Source organism: Nocardia macrotermitis, from assembly GCF_009604405.1.
GTDB classification, from domain to species: domain Bacteria; phylum Actinomycetota; class Actinomycetes; order Mycobacteriales; family Mycobacteriaceae; genus Nocardia; species Nocardia macrotermitis.
This window is the reverse complement of the sequence record NZ_WEGK01000009.1, coordinates 268,405-284,556: the sequence shown is the minus strand read 5'-3', so window position 1 is coordinate 284,556 and position 16,152 is coordinate 268,405. Positions and strand designations below refer to the sequence as shown.

Genomic DNA, 16,152 nt, shown 5'->3' with positions numbered 1-16,152 from the left:
CCCGAACCAAATCTGTGCATGCTCCCAGCGGGGTTGTGAATTGCTCTGATCACCACGGGGATTCGACTGTCCGGGGCGTGTCCGCTCCGGTCCGGAGAACCGATTGCGTAGTCCGACCAGGCATTTCACCGTGTATCGCCGATCACACGATGTCCGGTTCGCCTACCGTGGGCGGGGCCGCCGAATGGGCGAGAAGCGCTCGGCGGCGACGAATCGGAGGGGATGAGTATGACTACGTCCGACAACGACGTCCGGGTGCCGCAACACCCCGGACGGTCTTCGCGAACCGCTTCGCCGAACTCTATGAAGCGGCCGGAAACCCGACACTCAAGCGTGTCGCGACGGTGGCCGGTGCGCGCTGTTGGCCGAAGACGGTTGGGACAGCACCATTCTCACGCCCGGTCCGGACCCGCTCACCGCACTGCGGCACGCGATCGGCCACGAGGAGGACGAGGATTCCGTTACTGCGGCGTTGTCCCGATGGGCCGGCGCCGCCCGGCGACTGCTCGTGATCGATCAGGCCGAGGAGGTGTTCACCCAGTGCCGCGACGAAGCGCAACGCGACCGCTTCCTGTCCGCCCTGGAACATCTGGCGATCCGCGACGACACCGACCCGGTCGCGGTCGTCCTCGCGGTCCGCGCCGACTTCTACGCCGCCTGCCTGGACCACCCCGTCCTCGAGTACGCACTCAAGCACCGCAGCTACCTCCTCGGGCCGATGCGCCTGGACGAACTCGCCGAAGCCGTCACCCGACCGGCCGAAATGCTCGGCTGCGAACTGGAGCCCGGCCTCGAGGAACTGGTCATCACCGAACTGTGCGGTATCGGACACGCCGAACAGCGCCACGCCTACGACCCCGGCGCGCTACCGCTGCTCTCGCACGTCATGACCGCCGCCTGGGAACGCCGCTCGGGCCGCCGCCTGACCATCGAGGGATATCGCGCGGCCGGTGGCGTCGTCGGCTCGGTCGCCGCCACCGCCGAACGCGCCTGGACCGGCCTGACCGAATTCCAGCAGGCCGCCGCCAAACAGATGCTGTTCGGATTGATCACCGTCGGAAGGGATTCGCGCGATACGCGGCGGCGGGTTTCCCGAGAAGAGTTGACCCGCAGGGTGATCGAGGCGGCCGACGCGGCGTTGGACGCGCTGGTACGTACCCGGCTGATCACCATGGACGCCGAAACCGCTTACCTCACACACGAAATCGTCCTGGACGCCTGGCCGCGGCTGCGTACCTGGCTGGACGAGGATCGGGTCGGTTCGCTGGAACGTCAACGGCTGCACATCGATGCCGTCGATTGGGCCGCAGGGACGGGATCCCTCGCTGCTGTATCGAGGCGCACGGTTGGAATCCGTCGCCGAACACGCGGCGGGCGGTTCGCTGGCTCCCGTCGCGGACGAATTCCTGTCTGCCTCGCAGGCTGCCCGGCGTCGACAACGGCGGAATGCGATGGCGGTGCGGGCGGTGCTGGCGTTGTTGTGCGTCGTCGTGGTGGTGCTGGCGGTGCAGGCGCGGTGGGAGAGCAATACCAATGCGCGCCAACGAGATGACGCGCAGTCTCCCGGTCTCCTCGTATTCCGGCCCGACGGACGACAGTTGGCGATCGGCGGCACCGATGGACGAATTCGGTTGTGGGACACCAGCAATCCGGACCGGCCCGTCCGGGTGGGGCAGTTCGTATCCGGTCGGACCGATCCGCACGCGGTGTACACGCCGGATGGACGGATGCTGGCGGTCATCGGTACGCCGGTGCACGCGGTGCGGTTCTGGGATGTGCACGATCCCGCGCACGCCCGGCCGGTCGGTCGGCCCGTCGGCGGCGTGGGCACACCGATCGTCGCGATCGAATTCGATTCCCGGGGACAGCGTTTCGCCACGTTGGGCGGCGATACGACGATTCAGCTGTGGGATTTCACCGATCCCGCACACATCACGGAGACGGGCGGTTCGATCATCCCGACGGAGGATTCGTGGCACGCGGGCGATATCGCCTTCACACCGGATGGCGAATATCTGATCGGAGTCGGCGTCAGGGGCGAAATCCGTTGGTGGGACCTGAATCCCGATCATTCGTTGCGACGAGTCTGCCGGATTTCCGGGGATGTTCTTACCGCCGATGTATGGCGGCGGTACCTCCCCGGAGTGCCGTACCGGGCCGCATGCGAAGGGCAGGCGTAAGGAGCGGATCAGGGACTTCGGCCATCCATGGGAGATGAACCGAGGCCCTGTGGCAGAGGAATGAGCCGAGGCGCGTGCACGACGAGGCGTGCGCGATCAATCGTCGCCGAGCTCGTTGCTCAACGCCGCCCACCGCTCCAGCAACTCCGTGGCCGCACCACCGTCCACGGCCCGCGCGACCCGATCCAGTGACGCGGCCAGCGCATCGTGGATATCGCCGCCCGCCGATTCGGGCGTCAGCTCGTACGCCACGATCGCGGCCGCGGAGTTCAGCAGCACCGCGTCCCGCACCGCACCCGGCGCACCGGCGAACATCTCCCGCGCGATGGCGGCGTTGACCTGCGCGTCGCCACCCCGCAACGCCTCGGGGGCGACCCGCTCGATGCCCAGCCGCGTCGGATCGACGGTCGTCTCGGCGACGCCGCCGCCGGTCACCACCCAGACGTCGGTGGTGTCGGCGGTGGTGATCTCGTCCAATCCGTCGTTCCCGCGCACCACCAGCGCGTTCTTACCGCGTCCGGCGAAGGCCCCGGCGATCACGCCGACCAGGTCCGCGAACGCGCAGCCGATCAGCCCGGCCTCCGGTTGCGCCGGATTGGTCAGCGGGCCGAGCACGTTGTAGACGGTCGGGATGCCGATCTCGCTGCGGGCGCGTCCGGCGAACCGCAGTCCGGAGTGGAAGATCGGGGCGAAACAGAAGCCGATGCCGACCTCCCGCACACACCGCGCCACCGATTTGGGGCCCAGCGCGATCTTCACCCCGAGCGCCTCGAGCACGTCCGCGCCGCCGCTCTTGGACGACGCCGCCCGGTTGCCGTGCTTGACGACCGGAATTCCGGCCGCCGACACCACGATCGAGGACATCGTGGAGATGTTCACCGTGCCCGACCGGTCGCCGCCGGTGCCGACGATATCGATCGCCGCCCCCTCGATCGGCACCCGTTTGGACAGCCCGAGCATGGCGTCGGCCAGCCCGGCCAGCTCGCCGGGGGTCGGGCCCTTCATCTTCATCGCGACGCCGAACGCCGCGATCTGGGCCTGAGTCGCGTTGTCGGAGAAGATCTCATCGATCGCCCACGCGGTCTCCTCCGTGGTCAGCTCGACCCCGTCGGTGAGGGCCCCGAGAATCCGGGGCCAGCTGCGCGCGCTCATTCGGCCTCTCCTGTCGCATGTGCCGTGTTCCGGCAGTCCGGCTTCCACCCTAATCAGGGATTACGCGCGGTCGTCCGGCACCACCCGATGTCCGGGGCGGCGACCTCGACGATCAGGTCCGCGGCGGTTGCAGCGCATCCCAACCCAGGGCCGTGCCGTCGTGCCGCTGCGCCAGGCTCGCCATCCGCGAACGTTCCTGCGAACAGTGCAGCGCGTCGAGTATCTGCATGCGCTGCAACAGCAGATCCGCTGTGGCCGGGGCGGTTCCGGCGGGGGAGTAGCCGTCCTGCGCGGCCAGCGCGGTCACCGTCTCGACGTGCTCGGCGGGGATCCGCAGATGATGCCGCAGCAGCGCCGGAATCCCGGGCGTCCACGACTCCGCGGCCCGTTCCAGCGCGGCCGAACAGGACTCCGCGTCATCGAAACTCGACACCACGACCACCGGATCCACCTGCTCGGGATCCCACCCCGCGCTCGCTCCCCGACCGGTCCAGCGCTGCCATGCCGATCGCCATCCCATACCGACCTCCGTACCCACGATCGCGGTGTTCCGTCGACGCCGTGCGCGCCCGGAACACCACGATAGAAATCGCGCCCGCGCGAGGCGAAACGGGTCTCGCGAGCCTCCCTCGAACCCCCGGAACCGGCCCCGACCTGGCAAGATCGACTTCGGTACCGGACACGCCGAAGTCGTGCCGAGACCCCGTCCGGCCCTGCGGATTCCGACACGGAACAGCAAGATTCGCACCCGAGTACTCCCGTCGTACTACGACGAGTCATACTTACCGGCGTGACGACCGCAGTAGGGACACCAGGATCGGCCATAACCCAGCGTGTGCACTCGCTGAACCGGCCCAACATGGTCAGCGTCGGAACCATCATCTGGCTGTCCAGCGAGCTGATGTTCTTCGCCGGCCTCTTCGCCATGTATTTCGTCGCTCGCGCCCAAGCCCACGGCAACTGGCCGCCGGAGCCGACCGAGCTCGACATGAAGCTCGCGGTACCGGTCACGGCCGTGCTGATCGCGTCGTCGTTCACCTGCCAGATGGGGGTGTTCGCGGCGGAGAAGGGCGACGTGTTCGGCCTGCGGCGCTGGTACGTCGTGACCTTCATCATGGGGCTGTTCTTCGTCTGCGGTCAGGCCACGGAGTACCACGGCCTCTACAGCGAGGGCACCTCGATCTCGAGCAGCGTGTACGGCTCGGTGTTCTTCATCACCACCGGCTTCCACGGTCTGCACGTCATCGGCGGTCTCATCGCGTTCATCTTCCTGCTGATCCGCACGAAGGTCTCCAAGTTCACTCCGGCGCAGGCCACCGCGGCGATCGTCGTCTCCTACTACTGGCACTTCGTCGACATCGTCTGGATCGGGCTGTTCGCCACGATCTACTTCGTCCGCTAGCCCGGCGCACAGCACGAGCATCAGTCGGTTCCGTCTACTCCAAAAGGGACACAGATGAGTTCATCTCCCCCGTCAGTGCCTGAAGAGCCCCACAGCGGGGCCGGGAACGCGCAGGCCACCAAGACCCGCAAGCAGCGCCGGATGCGCCGGAAGCTCGCCGGCGGGCTGGTTCTTCTGATGGCTCTGGTCGGAGCCGGTTTCGCTGCGTCGGCACTGACCCCGCACGCGCAGGTCGCCACCGCGGACGAGGATCAGTCCGCCCTGATCCGTCAGGGCAAGCAGCTCTACGACACCTCCTGCATCACCTGCCACGGCGCGAACCTGCAGGGTGTGCAGGATCGCGGCCCGAGCCTGATCGGTGTCGGTTCGGCCGCAGTGTACTTCCAGGTTTCCAGCGGTCGCATGCCCGCGCCGTCGAACTCCGCGCAGATCGTGCGCAAGGAGACGAAGTTCGACGAGACGCAGACCGACGCGCTGATGGCCTACATCGCCGCCAACGGCGGCGGCCCGTCGGTGGTGCGCGATCCGGACGGCAAGATCGCCCAGGAATCGCTGACCAAGGGCGCCGACCTCGGCGTCGGTGGTGAGCTGTTCCGGATGAACTGCGCGTCCTGCCACAACTTCACCGGCAAGGGCGGCGCGCTGTCCTCCGGTAAGTTCGCCCCGCCGCTGGCCCCGGCCAGCGAACAGCAGATCTACACCGCGATGCTGACGGGTCCGCAGAACATGCCGAAGTTCTCCGACCGGCAGCTGACGCCGGACGAGAAGCGCGACATCATCGCCTACATCAAGAACCGCACCAAGTCCGACCCCGAGGGCGGCTACGGCCTCGGCGGCTTCGGTCCCGCGACCGAGGGTCTGGCCATGTGGATCATCGGCATCGTCGGTGTGGTCGGTGCCGCGATGTGGATCGGATCCCGTTCATGACAGACAAGGAGAACGACGACATGGTTCGGTCGGACGACGATCTGAACCCGACCGAGGAGCAGCTCGACGCGATGTCCCGCGACGAGCTGGTCGAGCTCGGCACCAAGCGGGACGGCGTCGACGTCGTCTACCGCGCTCCGCGCTGGCCGGTTCCGGGCACTCGCGCGGAGAAGCGGGCCGAGCGTCAGGTGGCGTTCTGGTTCGTCGTGTCCACGCTCGCCGGTATCGCCCTGATCGGGGTGTTCCTGTTCTGGCCGTGGCGATACAAGAGCCGTGACGAGTCCGGCGCGGGCATCTACTCGCTGACCACCCCGCTGTACGGCCTGCTGCTGGGGGTGGCGGTGCTGGCCATCGGCGTCGCGATGGTGTTGATCCGCAAGAAGTTCATCCCGCCGGAGATCGCCATCCAGGTCCGGCACGACGGTCCCTCGCCCGAGGTCGAACGTCGTACCCTCGGCGCCCAGCTGGGCGACGCGCTGGAGACCTCCACCCTGGGCCGCCGCAAGCTGATCACCCGCACCGCGGGCCTGGGTCTGGGCGTGCTCGGCGTGGGCGCGCTGTTCGTCTTCGTCGGCGGCCTGATCAAGAACCCGTGGGCGCAGGGCAAGAAGTCGCCGCTGTGGGTGTCCGGCTGGACCCCCGACTACGTCGGTCAGACCGTGTTCCTGCGCAAGGACACCGGACGTCCCGAGGACGTCGTGCTGGTGCGCGCCGAGGATCTCGACGCGGGTGGCATGGAGACGGTGTTCCCCTGGAAAGAGGAGTGGCGCGGCAACGACAAGGAGACCCTGGAGTCGCTGCGCGGCGTTCGCAACGCGGTCATGCTGATCCGCTTCCGTCCCGAGGACGCGGCCCGCGCGATCAAGCGCAAGGGTCAGGAGAGCTTCAACTACGGCGACTACTGGGCCTACTCGAAGATCTGCACCCACCTCGGCTGCCCGACCTCGCTGTTCGAGCAGCAGGACAGCCGCATCCTGTGCCCGTGCCACCAGTCGCAGTTCGACGCCCTCCACTGGGGTAAGCCGATCTTCGGCCCCGCCGCCCGGGCCCTGCCGCAGCTGCCGATCACCGTCAACACCGAGGGCTACCTGGTCGCCAACGGCGACTTCATCGAGCCGCTCGGCCCGGCCTACTGGGAGCGTCGTTCATGAGGGAGCTTGCGACCGAATCGTCAACACAGCGTGCAGGGCTTATTCCTGCGCCGAGCGCCAGCGAGGTGCGGGAATGAGCCCGAGCAAAGCGGCCGCGCAGGCCAATGAGATGGACGAGCGGTACCGTGCGGCGGCGTTCGTCAAGCGTTCGATCAACAAGGTCTTCCCGACCCACTGGTCGTTCCTGCTGGGTGAGATCGCGCTGTACGCGTTCATCATCCTGCTGCTGTCGGGTATCTACCTGACGCTGTTCTTCGATCCGTCGATGACCGAGGTTGTCTACAACGGCTCGTATCAGCCGCTGCGCGGTGTGTCGATGTCGCGGGCGTTCGAGTCGGCGCTGGACATCACCTTCGAGGTGCGCGGTGGTCTGTTCGTCCGCCAGGTGCACCACTGGGCGGCGCTGCTGTTCGCCTGCTCGATCATCATCCACCTGCTGCGCATCTTCTTCACCGGTGCGTTCCGCAAGCCGCGCGAGGCGAACTGGGTCATCGGTTCGCTGCTGCTGATCCTGGCGATGTTCGAGGGCTTCTTCGGCTACTCGCTGCCGGACGACCTGCTCTCGGGTACCGGTCTTCGTGCCGCCTTCGGTGGTATCACCATGGGTATTCCGGTGATCGGCACCTGGATGCACTGGCTGATCTTCGGCGGTGACTTCCCGGGCACGATCATCATCCCGCGTCTGTTCATCGCGCACGTGCTGCTGTTCCCGGGCATCATGCTGGCGTTGATCGCGGCGCACGTGGCGCTGGTCTGGTACCAGAAGCACACGCAGTTCCCCGGACCGGGCCGTACCGAGAACAACGTGGTCGGCGCGCGCATCGTCCCGGTGTTCGCGGCGGATCAGGGCGCGTTCTTCATGTTCACCCTGGGCATCGTGTCGGTCATGGGTGGCGTGTTGCAGATCAACCCGATCTGGAACCTGGGGCCGTACAACCCATCTCAGGTGTCGGCGGGTTCGCAGCCGGACTTCTACATGATGTGGACCGACGGTCTGGCGCGTCTGATGCCGCCGTGGGAGCTGTATCTGGGCCGGTACACCGTTCCGGCTCCGGTCTGGGTGGCCCTGCTCATGGGCGCGGTGTTCATGGTGCTGATCGCCTACCCGTGGATCGAGAAGCGCCTGACCGGCGACGATGTGCACCACAACCTGTTGCAGCGTCCGCGCGACGTGCCGGTGCGCACCGCGATCGGTGCGATGGCACTGGCGTTCTACCTGGTGCTGACCCTGGCGTGCGTCAACGACATCATCGCGCTGAAGTTCGACATCTCGCTGAACGCGACGACGTGGATCTTCCGCATCGGCCTGCTGATCGCGCCGCCGATCGCCTACTTCCTGGCGTACCGGATGTGCATCGCCCTGCAGCGTTCGGATCGCGCGGTGCTCGAGCACGGTATCGAGACCGGTGTGATCAAGCGACTGCCGCACGGTGAGTACATCGAGGTGCACCAGCCGCTGGGCCCGGTCGACGACCACGGCCACCCGATCCCGCTGGAGTACCAGGGCGCGACGGTGCCGAAGAAGATGAACAAGCTGGGTTGGGCCGGTAAGCCCGGCGCCGGTTCGTTCCTGCGGTCCGATCCGGCGGCGCAGGCCGCGGAGCAGACCGCCTACGACAACGAGCAGCACCACAAGCAGCTCGAGATCCTGGCCGAGTACCAAGATCAGAACGTCGGCGGCGGCAAGGACGAGCACGGCCACTGAGTTCGTTCTCACAGCGCAGGCCCCGAACCGGAAACGGTTCGGGGCCTGCGCTTTTCGCTGGGTACCTCGGTTACGGGCGGCTCATTCGCCGATGGAGAATCCGGCCTCGACCTCGGCCCGCGAATACGACTTGAACGCGATGTGCGTCGTCGTCCGCAGCACACCCGCGGTCTTGTTGACGTGTCCGGTGACCACTTCGGCGATCTGCTCGTGATCGCGCACCCGCACCATCGCGATCAGGTCCACATCGCCCGCGCACGAGTACACCTCGGTCACACCTTCGAGATCCGCCAGCGCCTGCGCCGTCTCGGGAATACGAGCGGCGTCGGCGTGAATCAATACGATCGCGGTAATCATGCAGTGAGTCTAGATCGGCCGCGCTCCGGACCTGCGGGAAGACGGCGTGGTGGCGGCCTCGAGGCGGGACATCGCGGCCGGTGTTCGGATGGGGCGGTGAACTTCCTGGTGTTCCGGAGAACATCAGCGCGTGGCCGGGCGTTCGTATCGGATGGGTGGTACTCGCGGTTCGGTGGCGCGGTGGCGCGGTGGCGCGGTGGCGCGGTGGCGCGGTGGCGCGGTGGCGCGGTGGCGCGGTGGCGCGGTGGCGCGGTGGCGCGGTGGCGAACGAGCGGGTCGTGCAGTATCGCGCCCTGATACGTGGTGGGACATCTTGCTGGACAACGGGTCACGTGACACGGATGCCGATTGCGGTGTGAGGACTCGTTCGCGCGATGTCGTTCGAAGGGACTCTCGCGGTCGGCGTCGCGGGTAGGTGAGCCTGGCCGGTCGATGGTGGCGCGGGGTGGACGGGAGTGGTCAGGATTCGGTGCTGGTGAGGTAATCCCGGCCCGCGGCTTCGGTCTGGGCGGCGGCTTCGGCGCGTTCGGTCCAGGCTGACCAGGGGCCCGCGCCGAGGCGGGGTTCGGCGTAGCCGTGGGTGGTGTGGACGATGCGGGTGCCGGGTTGTTCCAGCCAGTTGATGAGGAGTGCGGTTTCCTCCGGGGGTGCGCCGCGCAGTGGGGGATGGCAGCGGTCGTCGGGGGAGTCGGTGCCGGGCAGGGTGGGGGCGGTGGCGTCGAGGCGGGTGGGGAGGACGGTTTCGGCGGAGGCGATGAGGGCGTCGACGATGGGCATGGGTGGGATGCCGCGGGCGGCGGATCCGGCGGCGGCCAGGCGGCCGTAGCGGATCACGGCGAAATCCCAGCCGCCCGTCTCGGCTCGGCGTGCGGCAACGAGTTCGGCGATGCGGGCCAGAGCGGCGAGGCGCTGGGTGCGGCGCAGGGCGCGGACGACCGCTACGGTGCGGTCCCGGATTCGGGCGGCGATCTCGAAATTCTCTGCGGTGGAACAGGTTTCGAGACGTTCGCGCATGGCGTGCAGCGGTAGGTCGCAGCGGCCGTCGAACAGGTCGCGCACCGCCTGTGCGGTGGACGCGTATTCGCTTGCGGTGCTGAGGGTTCCGGACTTTCCGGCGGGGCAGTCGCCGACCGTCACGGGTGGGCAGTCCGCGCCGTGGTGGCCGGTGCGGGGGATGCGGGTGGTGCAGGTGCGCAGGCCGCAGTACTCCGCGACGGTGGCGGCGATCTCGGCCGCGGCGGCGCGAGATCCGAAGGGGCCCAAGCTGTCCCGGGACGGTGTGCGGGTGCTGGTGAAGCGGGGGAACGCCTCGTCGGTCAGGGTGATCCACCACGCGCGCTGCGGGAATTTCGAGCGCCGGTTGTACGGCGGGGTGTGCGCGACGAGCAGTCGTAACTCGCGCACCCCGGCCTCGAGTCGGTGCGCGCACAGGACGTGTTCGACCCGCGTGGCCAGGGCGACCATCTCGCGCATTCGCGGGCGGGTCTCCGATCCGGTGAAATACGTGCGCACCCGCCGCCGCAGATTCACCGCCGTGCCGACATAGAGGACCTCGTCCGACGGACCGCGGAACAGATACACCCCGGGCGCGGCCGGAAGATTCTCGGCCAGGAAACGTTTGGACCGCAGCCGCTTGGTGACCGCGGGCAGATAGTCGGCCAGCTCCGACAGACTGTGCACGCCGAGATTGCCCACCCGGCCGATCAGCGCGTGCAGCACGTCGACGGTGGCGCGGGCGTCGTCGAGCGCGCGGTGCGTGGGGCGGGTCTGCGCGCCGAGCAGTTCGGCCAGCGCGGACAGCCGCACGGTGGGCGCCTCGTCTCGGGGCAGGATGCGCCGGGCCAGTTGCACCGTGCACAGCACCTGGAAGGCGGGCCAGGCGGTCGCGCACCGGCCCGCGGCCGCCTTCAGGAAGCCGATGTCGAAACGGGCGTTGTGCGCGACCAGCACCGCACCGGCCGCGAATTCCAGGAATCCGGGCAGCACCGCCTCGATCCGGGGCGCGTCGCGGACCATCGCGGTGGTGATCCCGGTGATCTGCACGATCTGCGGCGGGATCGCGCGACCGGGATCGACCAGGGTGGCGAATTCGCCCAGCACCTCGCCGCCGCGCACCTTGACCGCGCCGATCTCGGTGATGGCGTCGCCGTCCGGGCTGGTGCCGGTGGTTTCCAGGTCCACCACGACGAAGGTGGTGTCGTACAGCGGGGTGTCCAGATCGTCGAAGGCCAGCTGGGCTGGGCGCGGGGCGGGAGTGGACACGGCGGGAGCGTAGCGCCGGGGTACGACAGAAATCGTGATGCGGCGGATGCGCCGAGATCTCACCGCAATACCCGATATGTGCCGAGTAATTCAGGGCGAAACGCGTAAAAGTGGCTGGAGTCACATTGATTCGGTTTCCGAATCAGTCGGGCCGGATCTCCGGGAATTTTCCGGGCGCGGTCGACCGGCGTCGGCGGGGCTCGCGCCAGCGTGCGGACCGTACGGTCGCGTACGGAGCCGCGCGCACTTGCTACGTGCCGATTTCCCGATCGGGCCGATTCGAAACCGATATTCGGCGCTCGGCTCACGGTAGGCCCTCGGTCCATGAGAAAGGCCAGGTCAACTTCGGTTGTTATGGTTTCGTGATTGGTGTGACATATCTCGCAGAAATTCATGCTCGTAAAAGTTGCCGACTTCTGCTGTGCATGCTTGCGGCTTTACAGCGCACCGTTATGTGTTCGTAATCTTGTCGAGACCTCGCGGAGTTCGACGCACCACCGGGTGCGGCGTCGCGGGGCAGATGAGGAGTCACCGCATCATGGCGATCAAGCGACACGCCCACCGGGCCGTTGCGGCCGGAGCCGTCGGCGCTGCCACCCTCAGTGCACTGCTGCTGTCCGCCGTGCCCGCGACGGCCGCGCCGGTCACCATTCCGGGCGTCGGCAACGTCGAGGTGCCCGATCAGATCATCGCGGCGATCCCGAAGGGCGCCATCCCGCCGAACGTGATTCCGCCGGGCGTGGTCGTTCCCGGCATCTCCCCGACGCCCGCCCCGGCCGAGTCGGTCGGCCAGCGCGCGGCGAACGCGGCGCTGTCCCGCGTCGGCGACCCCTACGTCTACGGCGCGTCGGGCCCCAACGCCTTCGACTGCTCGGGCCTGGTCAAGTGGTCCTACGCCCAGGCCGGTCGCGATCTGCCGCGCACCAGCTACGGCCAGCTGTCCGCGGGCGCCCCGGTCGGCCTGAACGACCTGCAACCCGGCGATGTCGTGTCCTACTACGGCGGCAGCCATTCGGGCATCTACGTCGGCAACGGCAATATCGTGCACGCGTCCACCGCGGGTCAGCCCGTCAAGGTCGCGCCGCTGCACGCGATGCCCATCGCCGGCGCCCGTCGGTACTGACCCGCTTACGCGACCGTGATCGTTCTGTGCTGTGCTGTGCTGGACATCGTGGGTCGCGGTTCCGTAACCTGATCGAGACCTTCGTGATGACTAGTCCGGAACACGGAATGGGGCCCTGCAGGCAGTGACCGCGCACTATCGGAACAGACGAACCAGACGCCTGGTGGGCGGGTCATTGACGGTGGGCGCGCTGGTGTTCGGCGCGGGTACCGGTGGCGGGGCCCTCGCGGAACCGGTCGCACCGCCGACCAGCGCCAGCGATGCCGTGCAGAAGCTGCTCGCGCTGTCCCACCAGTCCGAACAGCTCAATCAGCAGGCGCTGAGCGCGCAGCAGGATCTCGACGCGAAACTCGGCGTCGAACGCGCCGCCGACGCCAAGCTCGCGCAGGCCGATCAGGTGGTCGGCGCCGCCCAGGCCGAGGTGCGCAAATACCAACCGGCCGTGGACCGTACGGCGATCGCCGCCTACATGGGCGCGCGCACCAACCGGATGTTCTCGGTGCTGGCCAGCGATTCCCCGCAGCAGCTGCTGGATCAGATGTCCACGCTGGACGTGCTCCAGGCGCAGACCAGTGAGCAGCTCGCCCAGTTCACCAAGGCGACCAACGCGGCGACCGCGGCCCAGTCCACCGCGCACCAGGCGTCCGATGTCGCCCGCACCGCCGCCGAGAAGGCGAATACGGTGCGCTCGGATCTGGAGAAGAAGCGCGCCGATCTGCAGGGCGCGATCGCCCAGGTCATTCAGGCGTGGGGCGCGCTGTCGGCGGGCGACAAGAGCTCCCTGGCCGGATCGCTGTTCCCGCCGGGCTTCGATCGGGATTCGCTGTTGCGCGGGCTGGTCCCCGGCAGCGGCACCAGCGCGCTGGCCGCCGGGATGACCCGGGTCGGCGATCCGTACGTCTGGGGTGCGACCGGCCCGGACCAGTTCGACTGCTCGGGTCTGGTGCAGTGGGCGTTCCACCATGTCGGGATCAATCTGCCGCGCACCTCCCAGCAGCAGGCCACGGTCGGCACTCCGGTGCAGCGCGATCAGTTGCAGCCCGGTGACGTGGTGTTCTTCTACTCCGATGCCTCCCACGTGGGGATCTACGCGGGCAACGGACTCATCTTGCACGCTTCGACTTTCGGCGTCCCCGTGAAGGTGGCGCCGATGGGGTCGTTCCCCTTCTACGGGGCACGGCGATACTGGATCGGGATGCCCTAATCACAATGAGGTGAGCGCGAGCGTGCTGATATGACTGCGGTGACTCGGGTTCGGAACTGGTTGGCGGCCAAGCGGCGGTTCGAGTTCGTCGCAACGGTCGCGATGGTGATCGCGTTGACCGCGGTCGGTGGTGCGCTGGTGTTGCTGCCGAAATCGGCATTGCAGATTCGCCCGGTGCCCGCGACCGCGGATGCGGCCGTGCCCTCGGTACCGGCCGATCCGCAGCTACCGGAGCTGCGCCGGACGATGGAGTCGTACGCGCCGGTGATCACCCGGCAGGTGTGTACCGACGACGGCCGGCTGTCGGTGGTGCTCGGGCACCCCTCGCAGCGTCGCGACGTGGATGCCCTGGCCGCCGATGTCGGCGCGGCGGTCGCGTCGGTGACCAAGCTGTGGGGCACCGACTGGGCCCGGCACGCGGTGATCGCGGTGGCCTCGGATCCGGCCGAATTCGCCGCCCTGACCCACGACAGCGGGGAGGTCTCCGATCAGGTCGCGGCGGCCTCGGTGTCGGACCCGTTCGTCCCGCCCGAGAAGCCGACCGGACAGCGCGTCGTGTTCAGCGCCGCGGCGGGCGGGCGGCTGGGCGACGTGGGCCTGCGGGAAACCTTGCGGCACGAGCTGACTCACGTCGCGGCCCGCGCGGTCACCGTGGACGGCTCACCGCAGTGGGTGCTCGAGGGTTTCGCCGAATACTCCGCGCATCGCGGTTCGGAGCGCACCTTCGCGCAACTCGCCCCGACCCTGACCGCCAGGGCCCGCGCCGGGACGTTGCCCGCGGATCTGCCCGCCGACGACGCCTTCGCCCCGACCCCGGGCAACGACGCCGCCCTCGCCTACGAGCAGGGCTGGTCCGCCAACGCCTACGTGGCCGAACGCTACGGCGAACCGAAACTGGTCGACCTCTACCGCCACCTGGCCACCGGCCCCCAGGACCCGGCCGCCCTCGACACCGTGCTGCGCACCACCCTCGGCGTCGGCCGCGCCGATTTCGTCGCCCGCTGGCGCGACTGGATCAGGTCCCGCGCCACCACCTGAGCCCGGACTGCGCTCTCGACGCTTCCGTCAATAGACTGCCCGCATGGCGCGCACCCTGCTGGTAACGAACGATTTTCCGCCGAGACCGGGCGGTATCCAGTCCTACGTGCATGCGCTGGCCATGCAGTTGCCGCCGGACGAATTGGTGGTGTACGCGCCGCGCTGGCGGGGGGATTCGCATCTGCGGTTCGACGCGCAGCAGCCGTTCCAGGTGGTGCGGCATCCCACGACGCTGATGGTGCCGACGCCGCTGGTGTTGCGGCGGGCGGCGAAACTGTTGCGGGACGAGCGGTGTGAGACGGTCTGGTTCGGTGCGGCCGCGCCGCTGGCGCTGATGTCGCCGCTGTTGCGGCGGGCCGGCGCCGAGCGCATCGTCGCCAGTACACACGGGCACGAGGTGGGTTGGTCGATGCTGCCGGTGGCGCGGCAGGCGTTGCGGGCGATCGGGAACACCACCGACACGATCACCTACGTCAGCAAATACACGCGCCGGCGTTTCGCGTCGGCGTTCGGCGCGCAGTCGGCGCTGGAGTACCTGCCGCCGGGTGTGGACAGCGAGGTGTTCCGTCCGGATCCGGCTGCGCGCCAGGAACTTCGGGCACGCTACGGCCTGGGCGAGCGGCCCACCATCCTGTGCCTGTCGCGCCTGGTGCCGCGCAAGGGCCAGGACATGCTGATCATGGCGATGCAGGAGATCAGGGATCGGATCGACGGCGCGGTGCTGGTGATCGCCGGTGGCGGCCCGTACGAGGAGAAACTGCGCGGGCTCGTGCAGGCCCTGGAGCTGTCCGATCAGGTCGTGTTCACCGGCCGGGTGGCCGCCGGCGAGCTGGCCGCCCACCACACCCTCGCCGACGTGTTCGCCATGCCGTGCCGTACCCGGGGCGCGGGCCTGGACGTCGAGGGGCTGGGCATCGTCTACCTGGAGGCATCGGCGACCGGTGTCCCGGTGGTGGCCGGAAACTCCGGCGGCGCACCGGAAACCGTGCGCGAGGGCCGCACCGGACGGGTCGTGGACGGCCGTTCGACCGCGCAGATCAGCGAGGCGATCGTGGAGATCCTGTCCGATCGCGACGCGGCCGCGAGCATGGGTGCGGCCGGGCGGGACTGGGTGAGCACCCAGTGGCGCTGGGACGCGCTCGGCGACCGGATGCGCGCACTGCTGGACGGGAACGTGCGATCGAGCGGCGCGGATCGGTTGGGTTAGGCTCAGGCGCATGAGCAGCATCCAGGTGGCGGATCAAACCTTCGTCGCAGCTCCCGGAAGTGCGGTCGGTGAGATCCTGGCCGACCGCGGCCACTGGCGTCGCTGGTGGCCCGACCTCACCCTCGAGGTGCGAGAGGACCGGGCCGACAAGGGAATTCGCTGGACGGTGAGTGGTGCGCTGACCGGCACCATGGAGGTGTGGCTGGAACCGTCGCTGGACGGGGTCATCCTGCATTACTTCCTGCACGCCGAACCCGCGACCGGCACGGATCTGGTCGCGGCCAACCGCGCCCGCCGGGTCGCCGGTAAGAAGATGTCGTTCGAGATCAAGGCGCGCCTGGAGGCCGGGCGCGCGGCCGGTGAACGGCCCGCGCACGCCACGTCCGACCTGATCGTCTCCTGAATTCTGTTCTCCCGCACCGCACGCCGGAAAGGAACCGCTGG

15 protein-coding genes are annotated in these 16,152 nt (G+C 68.4%); 11 read left to right on the top strand and 4 right to left on the bottom strand.

Features of this window, described 5'->3' with window-relative positions:
- Positions 1-361: 361 nt before the first annotated feature.
- Both NRB20_RS37660 and NRB20_RS21920 read left to right on the top strand, forming a co-directional pair.
- Positions 362-1,552 (top strand): nSTAND1 domain-containing NTPase, encoded by a 1,191-nt coding sequence (locus tag NRB20_RS37660; protein ID WP_194289958.1) that lies wholly within the window; start codon positions 362-364, stop codon positions 1,550-1,552.
- Positions 1,452-2,180, top strand: coding sequence for a WD40 repeat domain-containing protein (locus NRB20_RS21920; RefSeq protein WP_194289957.1), 729 nt, complete (start codon positions 1,452-1,454; stop codon positions 2,178-2,180). Before NRB20_RS37660 ends, NRB20_RS21920 begins: the two co-directional genes overlap by 101 nt.
- Before the next feature lie 96 nt (positions 2,181-2,276).
- Here the strand turns inward: NRB20_RS21920 and trpD are convergent, their stop codons facing one another.
- A complete protein-coding gene (gene trpD, locus NRB20_RS21915; protein ID WP_153411986.1) occupies positions 2,277-3,332 on the bottom strand; it encodes an anthranilate phosphoribosyltransferase in 1,056 nt (351 codons plus the stop codon).
- Between the two features lie 112 nt (positions 3,333-3,444).
- A complete protein-coding gene (locus tag NRB20_RS21910; protein WP_153411985.1) occupies positions 3,445-3,852 on the bottom strand; it encodes a hypothetical protein in 408 nt (135 codons plus the stop codon).
- Between the two features lie 270 nt (positions 3,853-4,122).
- Between NRB20_RS21910 and ctaE the strand changes: the two genes are divergently transcribed.
- From ctaE to qcrB, 4 genes are all read left to right on the top strand, one after another.
- Positions 4,123-4,734, top strand: a complete 612-nt coding sequence (gene ctaE / locus NRB20_RS21905; protein ID WP_222974967.1) for an aa3-type cytochrome oxidase subunit III — start codon at positions 4,123-4,125, stop codon at positions 4,732-4,734.
- A gap of 54 nt (positions 4,735-4,788) precedes the next feature.
- Positions 4,789-5,661, top strand: coding sequence for a cytochrome bc1 complex diheme cytochrome c subunit (gene qcrC, locus NRB20_RS21900; protein WP_194289956.1), 873 nt, complete (start codon positions 4,789-4,791; stop codon positions 5,659-5,661).
- Positions 5,658-6,812 carry a cytochrome bc1 complex Rieske iron-sulfur subunit gene (gene qcrA / locus NRB20_RS21895; protein ID WP_153411984.1) on the top strand — a complete coding sequence of 385 codons (1,155 nt, stop codon included), beginning with the start codon at positions 5,658-5,660 and terminating at the stop codon, positions 6,810-6,812. Before qcrC ends, qcrA begins: the two co-directional genes overlap by 4 nt.
- A gap of 73 nt (positions 6,813-6,885) precedes the next feature.
- The gene (gene qcrB, locus NRB20_RS21890) at positions 6,886-8,517 is read left to right on the top strand and encodes a cytochrome bc1 complex cytochrome b subunit (RefSeq protein WP_153411983.1); all 1,632 of its coding nucleotides are present in this window, start codon (positions 6,886-6,888) and stop codon (positions 8,515-8,517) included.
- Between the two features lie 81 nt (positions 8,518-8,598).
- Here the strand turns inward: qcrB and NRB20_RS21885 are convergent, their stop codons facing one another.
- On the bottom strand, positions 8,599-8,874 hold the full coding sequence (locus NRB20_RS21885; RefSeq protein WP_153411982.1) for an Lrp/AsnC family transcriptional regulator: 276 nt from the start codon (positions 8,872-8,874) through the stop codon (positions 8,599-8,601).
- Between the two features lie 459 nt (positions 8,875-9,333).
- Positions 9,334-11,136 (bottom strand): DEDD exonuclease domain-containing protein, encoded by a 1,803-nt coding sequence (locus tag NRB20_RS21880; protein WP_319945245.1) that lies wholly within the window; start codon positions 11,134-11,136, stop codon positions 9,334-9,336.
- Positions 11,137-11,674: 538 nt separating this feature from the next.
- On the opposite strand from NRB20_RS21880, the gene NRB20_RS21875 reads away from it, so the two are divergent.
- From NRB20_RS21875 to NRB20_RS21855, 5 genes are all read left to right on the top strand, one after another.
- Positions 11,675-12,259, top strand: coding sequence for a C40 family peptidase (locus NRB20_RS21875; protein ID WP_153411981.1), 585 nt, complete (start codon positions 11,675-11,677; stop codon positions 12,257-12,259).
- A 163-nt stretch (positions 12,260-12,422) separates the two neighbouring features.
- Positions 12,423-13,463, top strand: coding sequence for an NlpC/P60 family protein (locus NRB20_RS21870; RefSeq protein WP_319945244.1), 1,041 nt, complete (start codon positions 12,423-12,425; stop codon positions 13,461-13,463).
- 30 nt (positions 13,464-13,493) lie between these two features.
- Entirely contained in the window at positions 13,494-14,501 is a 1,008-nt protein-coding gene (locus NRB20_RS21865; RefSeq protein WP_153411979.1) for a hypothetical protein, read from the top strand.
- Between the two features lie 43 nt (positions 14,502-14,544).
- Positions 14,545-15,708, top strand: coding sequence for a glycosyltransferase family 4 protein (locus tag NRB20_RS21860; RefSeq protein WP_153411978.1), 1,164 nt, complete (start codon positions 14,545-14,547; stop codon positions 15,706-15,708).
- A 10-nt stretch (positions 15,709-15,718) separates the two neighbouring features.
- Positions 15,719-16,111 carry a polyketide cyclase / dehydrase and lipid transport gene (locus tag NRB20_RS21855; RefSeq protein ID WP_153411977.1) on the top strand — a complete coding sequence of 131 codons (393 nt, stop codon included), beginning with the start codon at positions 15,719-15,721 and terminating at the stop codon, positions 16,109-16,111.
- The last annotated feature ends 41 nt before the right edge of the window (positions 16,112-16,152 follow it).